This is a genomic window from Streptococcus sp. C300 (assembly GCF_000187645.1).
GTDB lineage: Bacteria > Bacillota > Bacilli > Lactobacillales > Streptococcaceae > Streptococcus > Streptococcus oralis_CQ.
The window spans coordinates 152,437-153,520 of the sequence record NZ_GL732468.1; the positions used below are offsets into that span (position 1 = coordinate 152,437).

Here is a 1,084-nt window from a genome sequence, read left to right on the forward strand (position 1 = left end):
GCGGGCATCTCGAACAAGCTCATCCGTTTCTTCTTCACGAATTGTGAAGTTAATTTTCTCAACCCGAGTTTCGTCAGTATATGTCAACGGATATTCTGGCAGAGCATCTGCCTTCGGTGCTTCATTCGGTACCATAGTTGGCTTAGCCGTTCCGACCTTGACGATTTGTGTTACAGGAGCTAGTGTTTCCTCGTTAGACAACTCTTGACGATTAACAACTTGACCATTGGAACTGTAGACACGAGTCTTAATGGTACGTTCGCCTTGAACTCCCGGAGTCGCAATTTGACGAGCATCTCGAACCAATTCATCCGTTTCTTCTTCACGAATTGTGAAGTTAATTCTCTCAACCCGAGTTTCGTCAGTATATGTCAACGGATATTCTGGCAAAGCATCTGCTTTCGGTGCATCATTTGGTATCATAGTTGGTTTAGCCGTGCCGACTTTGACGATCTGTGTTACTGGAGCCAAGGTTTCTTCATTCGAAAGTTCTTGACGGTCGATTTCCTGACCGTTAGAGTTGTATACACGAGTCTTAATCGTGCGTTCACCTTGAACACCCGGAGTTGCGATTTGACGAGCATCTTGAACCAATTCGTCCGTATGTTGCTCCTCAATGTTGAAGGCTATTTTCTCAACGCGAGTTTCGTCGGTATAAGTGAGTGGATACTCTGGAAGAGCGTCTGCTTTCGGCGCATCATTTGGTACCATAGTTGGCTTAGCTGTGCCGACTTTGACGATTTGCGTTACAGGAGCTAGTGTTTCCTCGTCAGACAACTCTTGGTGGTCGACAACTTGACCATTGGAACTGTAAACACGAGTCTTAATCGTACGCTCACCTTGGACTCCTGGAGTTGCGATTTGACGAGCATCTTGGACAAGCTCATCCGTTTCTTCTTCACGAATGCTAAAGTTGATTTTTTCTACGCGCGTTTCGTCAGTGTAAGTTAGCGGATACTCTGGCAAAGCGTCTGCTTTCGGTGCTTCATTCGGTACCATAGTTGGCTTAGCCGTTCCAACTTTGACCACTTGCGTTACGGGAGCTAGAGTTTCCTCATTAGACAACTCTTGGCGATCGATTTCC

At 46.2% G+C, this 1,084-nt stretch carries 1 protein-coding gene; it reads right to left on the minus strand.

The annotated features are described in order from the left end of the window. Positions 1-1,084: G5 domain-containing protein (locus tag HMPREF0849_RS10720; RefSeq protein ID WP_009013686.1), on the minus strand; the 1,084-nt coding region annotated here is incomplete at both ends.